This window comes from Halorhodospira sp. 9621 (assembly GCF_022228055.1).
In the GTDB taxonomy this organism is placed as follows: domain Bacteria; phylum Pseudomonadota; class Gammaproteobacteria; order Nitrococcales; family Halorhodospiraceae; genus Halorhodospira; species Halorhodospira halophila_A.
Genome location: NZ_JAJNRD010000059.1, coordinates 1 through 5017 on the forward strand (window position 1 = coordinate 1; position 5017 = coordinate 5017).

Here is a 5017-nt window from a genome sequence, read left to right on the forward strand (position 1 = left end):
AGGGAGCGACGGCGGGGAATACGCCCGAGGCAATGGCTACAGGCAACCCCGCCCGGCCTACCTTGCTCGCCACCGGAGCGCTGGGTAAGGTACGGCGTTTCCCGTCGTTCACCACCATCAGGGGATAACCGTGGCCGAACAAGCGTTGATCTCCGCCGACTACCAGCCCGCCGAAGACGCCTTCGACGGGCGCGTCATCCTGGTCACCGGCGCCACTGGCGGTATCGGCAGCGCCGTCTGCCGCCGGCTCGCCGCCGCCGGCGCCACGGTTGTCATCCTCGACAAGGACCTCAAGGCGCTCGAGAGCCTCTACGACCGCATCGTCGAGGACAACCACCCAGAACCGGCGATCTACCCCATGAACCTCGAGGGCGCCACCTTCGACAACTTCCCCGAGGTCGCGCAGCGTATCCGCGAGGGCCTTGGCCGCCTCGATGGCCTGCTCCACGCCGCGGCCACCATGGGCAAACCGGCGCCCGTCGAACTCTACGACATGGAGACGTGGTACAAGACCCTCCAGGTCAACCTCAACGCCGCCTTCATGCTCACTCAAGCGTGCCTGCCGCTACTGCGCGAGTCCGACCGGGGCAGCATCGTGTTCACCAGCGATGCCAGCGGCCGGAATGGCCACAAAGCCTACGGAGGCGCCTACGCCGTCTCCAATGCCGGGCTCGAGGGCCTGATGCGGGTGCTCGCCGCGGAGCTGGCCGAGACGACGAGCGTCTGCGTCAACACCCTCGACCCGGGCATTGTCGCCACCGGGCTGAGGCAGAAGGAGTTCCCCTTCGAGAACCCCCTCGACCTGACCCAGCCGCAGCAAGTGGCCGGCGCCTTCCTGCGCCTGCTCGGGCCCGACGGGCGCAGCCACCACGGTCAGGCGCTGAGCGTCGAGCCGGCACCGGCGTGAGCGCGCCCTCGCCGCGCCCCCACCCCGGCCTGACCGGTGAGCGGCTACGCTGGCTGCTTGAGCAGCTGGTCGCCCACCACGGTGAACAGCACTGGTGGCCGGCAGAAACCGCCTTCGAGGTACTGGTCGGGGCCGTGCTGACCCAGAACACCGCCTGGAGCAATGTCGAGCGCGCCATGGAGCAGCTCCGTGGCGCGGGGCTGCTCGATCCCGTGGCCCTGATCGAGGCCGAGGGCGACGAGGTGGCCGAGGCGATCCGGCCGGCAGGCTACTTCAACGTCAAGACCCGCCGGCTGCGCAACCTGTGCATCGCCTACCTGCAGGAGGGCTGCATGGAGGGCATGCAGCTACGGCGCACCGAGGCGCTGCGCGAGAAGCTGCTGGCGGTCAACGGCGTCGGCCGCGAGACCGCCGACGACATCCTGCTCTACGCCTTCCACCGCCCGGTGTTCGTCATCGACGCCTACACCCGGCGCATCCTCCAGCGCCTGGGCTGGATTCAGGGCGACGAGGGCTACGAACGGCTACGGGCGGGTGTCGAGGCGGCGCTGGGGCCGGACACCGCAGCCTTCAACGAGCTGCATGCCCAGATCGTGGCGCTGGGCAAGGACACCTGCCGCCCCACGCCGCGCTGTGCCGACTGCCCGCTCAGCGCCGCTTGCGCCCACGCCGCCGGCGGCGCTGGGGCGCCGTCCGCCTGACCGGCTCCGGCGGGGTCAGGCCCACGTGCTCGTAGAGTTCGCGCTTGCCGGCCTCGTCCAGCTCGTGCAGCTGGCCGCGGCGCAGATCCCGGGGCATCACCACGGGCCCGTAGCGCACGCGGATCAGACGGCTGACCGTCACCCCTTGGGACTCCCAGAGCCGGCGGACCTCGCGGCGGCGCCCCTCGGTGACGATAACGTGGAACCACGCGTTAGCGCCCTCCTGCGGCTCGTCCACCGGCATGGCCGACTCCACCACCTCGAAGTGGGCGGGGCCGTCCTCGAGTTCGACCCCACCCACCAAGCGGTGGACCATCTCCTCGGTCACCTCGCCGTGGATCCGGCAGGCGTACTCCCGCTCAACCCCCGTGGAGGGATGCATCAGGGCGTTGGCGAGTTCGCCATCGTTGGTGAACAGCAACAGCCCCTGGCTGTTGATATCCAGCCGCCCGACGGCGATCCACCGCCCGGGCGTGCGCGGCAGCCGCTCGAAGACTGTTGATCGGCCCTCGGGGTCGGAGCGGGTGGTCACTTCGCCCTCGGGCTTGTTATAGAGCAGCACCCGCCGCGGCGGCTCGCGATGGACCCGCTGCACCGTCTGCCCGTCCAGCTCCACGTGGTCACGGGGCTGCGCGCGATCGCCCAGCTTCGCCACGCGTCCCTCGATGCGCACGCGCCCGGCCTGGATGGCCGCCTCCATCTCGCGGCGCGAGCCCAGCCCGGCGCGCGCCAGTACCTTCTGCAGTTTCTCGCCCGCAGGCTGATTCCCACCGTCACTCGTCACGGGTCGCCCCCTGTTCGTCGTCGCTGGTTGCCGGATCGCCCTCGGCCTCGTCGGGCAGGCGCAGATCCAGCTCCAGATGCGCCTGATCCGGATCCTGCAGCGTGGCCAGATCCGGCAGCTGATCCAGCCCGCGCAGGTTGAAGTGCTCAAGAAACCCGCGGGTGGTGGCGTACATCGCCGGGCGCCCCGGCACGTCGCGCCGGCCCACCACGCGGATCCAGCCACGCTCCTCGAGCGTGCGGATGATCGAAGTACTGACGCTGACCCCGCGCACCTGCTCGATCTCCCCGCGGGTGATCGGCTGCCGGTAGGCAATCAGGGCCAGCGTCTCGAGGACGGCCCGCGAATAGCGTGCCGGCTTCTCCTCCCAGAGCCGCGAGACCCACGGGGCCATGTCGGCACCGACCTGGATGCGGTAGCCGCCGGCCACCTCGCGGATCTCGATCCCGCGCCCCTGGTAGTCCGCCGACAGCTCGGCCACGGCCCGGCGGATGTCGTCGCGGCTCGGCGCCCGGTCGGCATCGAACAGGCCCTGGATGCGTTCGAAGGTCAGCGCCTCGCCGGCGGCCAGCAGCGCCGCCTCGATGATGTGCTTGAGTGGTGGCATATTCATCGTGCGCGGATGTAGATCGGGGCAAAGGCGTCGGCCTGGACCAGCTCCACCATGGACTCGCGCACCAGCTCGAGCAGCGCCAGGAAGGTCACCACGACCCCGGTCCGCCCCTCCTCCACCCGGAACAGCTCCTGGAAGGGCGTGTAACGCTCCTCGCTGAGCCCGCTCAGGGTCTCGCTCATCCGCTCGCGGATGCTGATCGTCTCGCGCTCGACGTGGTGGCTCTCATTCAGCTGCGCCCGGCGCATGACCTCTGAAAGGGCCAGCAGCAGCTCGCGCAGGCTGACTTCCGGTGCCTGCGCCCGGGGCCGGCACTCCGGTGCGTCGGCGGCGGCCGGGAAGATATCCCGCCCCACGCGGGGGAGTTCGTCGATCTGCTCGGCCACCTTCTTGAAACGCTCGTACTCCTGCAGCCGGCGGATCAGTTCGGCCCGCGGATCGTGGTCCTCGTCCTCCTCGTCGTCGGCCGCCGCGGGCCGCGGCAGCAGCATGCGCGACTTGATCTCGGCGAGCATGGCGGCCATCACCAGGTACTCGGCGGCCAGCTCCAGACGCATCTCGCGCATGAGCTCGACGTACTCCATGTACTGCCGGGTGATCTCGGCGATGGGGATGTCGAGGATGTCGAGATTCTGCCGCCGGATCAGGTAGAGCAGCAGATCCAGCGGCCCCTCGAACGCCTCGAGGAAGACCTCGAGCGCGTCCGGGGGGATGTAGAGATCGTCCGGCAGCCGTCGCAGCGCCTCGTCACCGACGCGGGCCACCGGCTCACCGCCGCCCGCCGGCTCGTCAGCGGACGCCTGCCCGGCGGCGGTCTCCGTCACCGGTACTCCAGGCCCATGGCGCTGCGCACCTCGCCAAGGGTCTCGCGGGCCTCCTCGCGGGCCTGCTCACAGCCGTCAACGATGATCGAGCGCACATGCTCCGGATCTTCCTCGTACTGTCGGGCCCGCTCGCGGATCGGCGACAGCTCGGCCTCAACGGCGTCGATGATGCAGCGCTTGCACTCCAGGCAACCGATCCCGGCGGTGGTGCACCCCTCTTGGACCCACGCGCGGGTCGACTCGTCGGAGTAGACCTGATGGAAGTCCCACACCGGGCACTTCTGCGGATCGCCGGGGTCGTTACGACGCACCCGCGCCGGGTCCGTCGGCATGGTGCGCAGCTTGCGGACGACGTCGTCGGTGGGCTCGCGCAGGCCGATGGTGTTGTCGTAGGACTTGGACATCTTGCGGCCATCGAGGCCGGGCATCTTCGCGGTCGGCGTCAACAGCACCTCGGGCTCGGGCAACAGTTCCCGGGTGGTGCCGTCGAGGTAGCCGAAGAGCCGCTCGCGGTCGGCGACGGTGATGTTCGGCTGCCCCTCCAGCAGGGCGTGCGCCACCTCCAGGGCCTCGCGGTCACCCTCCTGCTGATAGCGACGGCGCAGGTCGTGGTAGAGGCGCGCATTCTTCTTGCCCATCTTGCGCGCCGCCTCCTGGGCCTTCTGCTCGAAATCCGGCTCGACGCCGTAGAGGTGGTTGAAGCGGCGGGCCACCTCGCGGGTAAGTTCCAGGTGGGCCACCTGGTCCTCGCCCACCGGCACCTCGGTGGCCTTGTAGATGAGCACGTCCGCCGACTGCAGCAGCGGATACCCGAGGAAGCCGTAGGTGGACAGGTCCCGGTCGCTCAGCTGCTCCTGCTGGTCGCGGAACGTGGGCACCCGCTCGAGCCAGCCGAGGGGGGTCATCATCGACAGCAGCAGGTGGAGCTCAGCGTGCTCGGGCACCCGGGACTGGATAAACAGCCGCGCCAGCTTGGGGTTGACGCCGCAGGCCAGCCAATCGATCACCATGTCCCAGACATTGTCCCCGACCACCCAGGGGCTCTCGTAGTGGGTGGTCAGGGCGTGCCAGTCGGCCACGAAGAAGAAACACTCGTACTCGTTCTGCAGGCGCACCCAGTTCTTGAGCACGCCGTGGTAATGGCCCAGGTGCAGCCGTGGGGGGGGGGGGGGGGCGGGCCGGCCGGGG

6 protein-coding genes are annotated in these 5017 nt (G+C 69.7%); 2 read left to right on the forward strand and 4 right to left on the reverse strand.

Annotated elements, in window-relative coordinates; translation table 11 throughout:
• Positions 1-130: 130 nt before the first annotated feature.
• Together LRF89_RS12820 and LRF89_RS12825 are read left to right on the forward strand one after the other, a co-directional pair.
• Positions 131-907 carry an SDR family NAD(P)-dependent oxidoreductase gene (locus LRF89_RS12820; RefSeq protein ID WP_201168728.1) on the forward strand — a complete coding sequence of 259 codons (777 nt, stop codon included), beginning with the start codon at positions 131-133 and terminating at the stop codon, positions 905-907.
• Positions 904-1608, forward strand: coding sequence for an endonuclease (locus tag LRF89_RS12825; RefSeq protein WP_201168731.1), 705 nt, complete (start codon positions 904-906; stop codon positions 1606-1608). Before LRF89_RS12820 ends, LRF89_RS12825 begins: the two co-directional genes overlap by 4 nt.
• Here LRF89_RS12825 and rluB read toward each other — a convergent pair.
• The 4 genes from rluB to LRF89_RS12845 are packed head-to-tail and all read right to left on the reverse strand — an operon-like array spanning position 1556 to position 4983.
• Positions 1556-2392 carry a 23S rRNA pseudouridine(2605) synthase RluB gene (gene rluB, locus LRF89_RS12830; protein WP_201168733.1) on the reverse strand — a complete coding sequence of 279 codons (837 nt, stop codon included), beginning with the start codon at positions 2390-2392 and terminating at the stop codon, positions 1556-1558. The two genes, LRF89_RS12825 and rluB, sit on opposite strands and share 53 nt — an antisense overlap.
• On the reverse strand, positions 2382-3005 hold the full coding sequence (gene scpB, locus LRF89_RS12835; RefSeq protein WP_201168736.1) for an SMC-Scp complex subunit ScpB: 624 nt from the start codon (positions 3003-3005) through the stop codon (positions 2382-2384). Before scpB ends, rluB begins: the two co-directional genes overlap by 11 nt.
• On the reverse strand, positions 3002-3829 hold the full coding sequence (locus tag LRF89_RS12840; RefSeq protein WP_201168739.1) for a segregation and condensation protein A: 828 nt from the start codon (positions 3827-3829) through the stop codon (positions 3002-3004). The genes scpB and LRF89_RS12840 overlap by 4 nt, the downstream gene beginning before the upstream one ends.
• Positions 3826-4983 carry a tryptophan--tRNA ligase gene (locus LRF89_RS12845; RefSeq protein ID WP_238637316.1) on the reverse strand — a complete coding sequence of 386 codons (1158 nt, stop codon included), beginning with the start codon at positions 4981-4983 and terminating at the stop codon, positions 3826-3828. The genes LRF89_RS12840 and LRF89_RS12845 overlap by 4 nt, the downstream gene beginning before the upstream one ends.
• Positions 4984-5017 lie beyond the last annotated feature (34 nt).

Coding starts and splice junctions, on each gene's coding strand:
- scpB (WP_201168736.1), bottom strand. CDS start 3,005: ATGAATATGCCACCACTCAAGCACATCATCGAGGCGGCGCTGCTGGCC.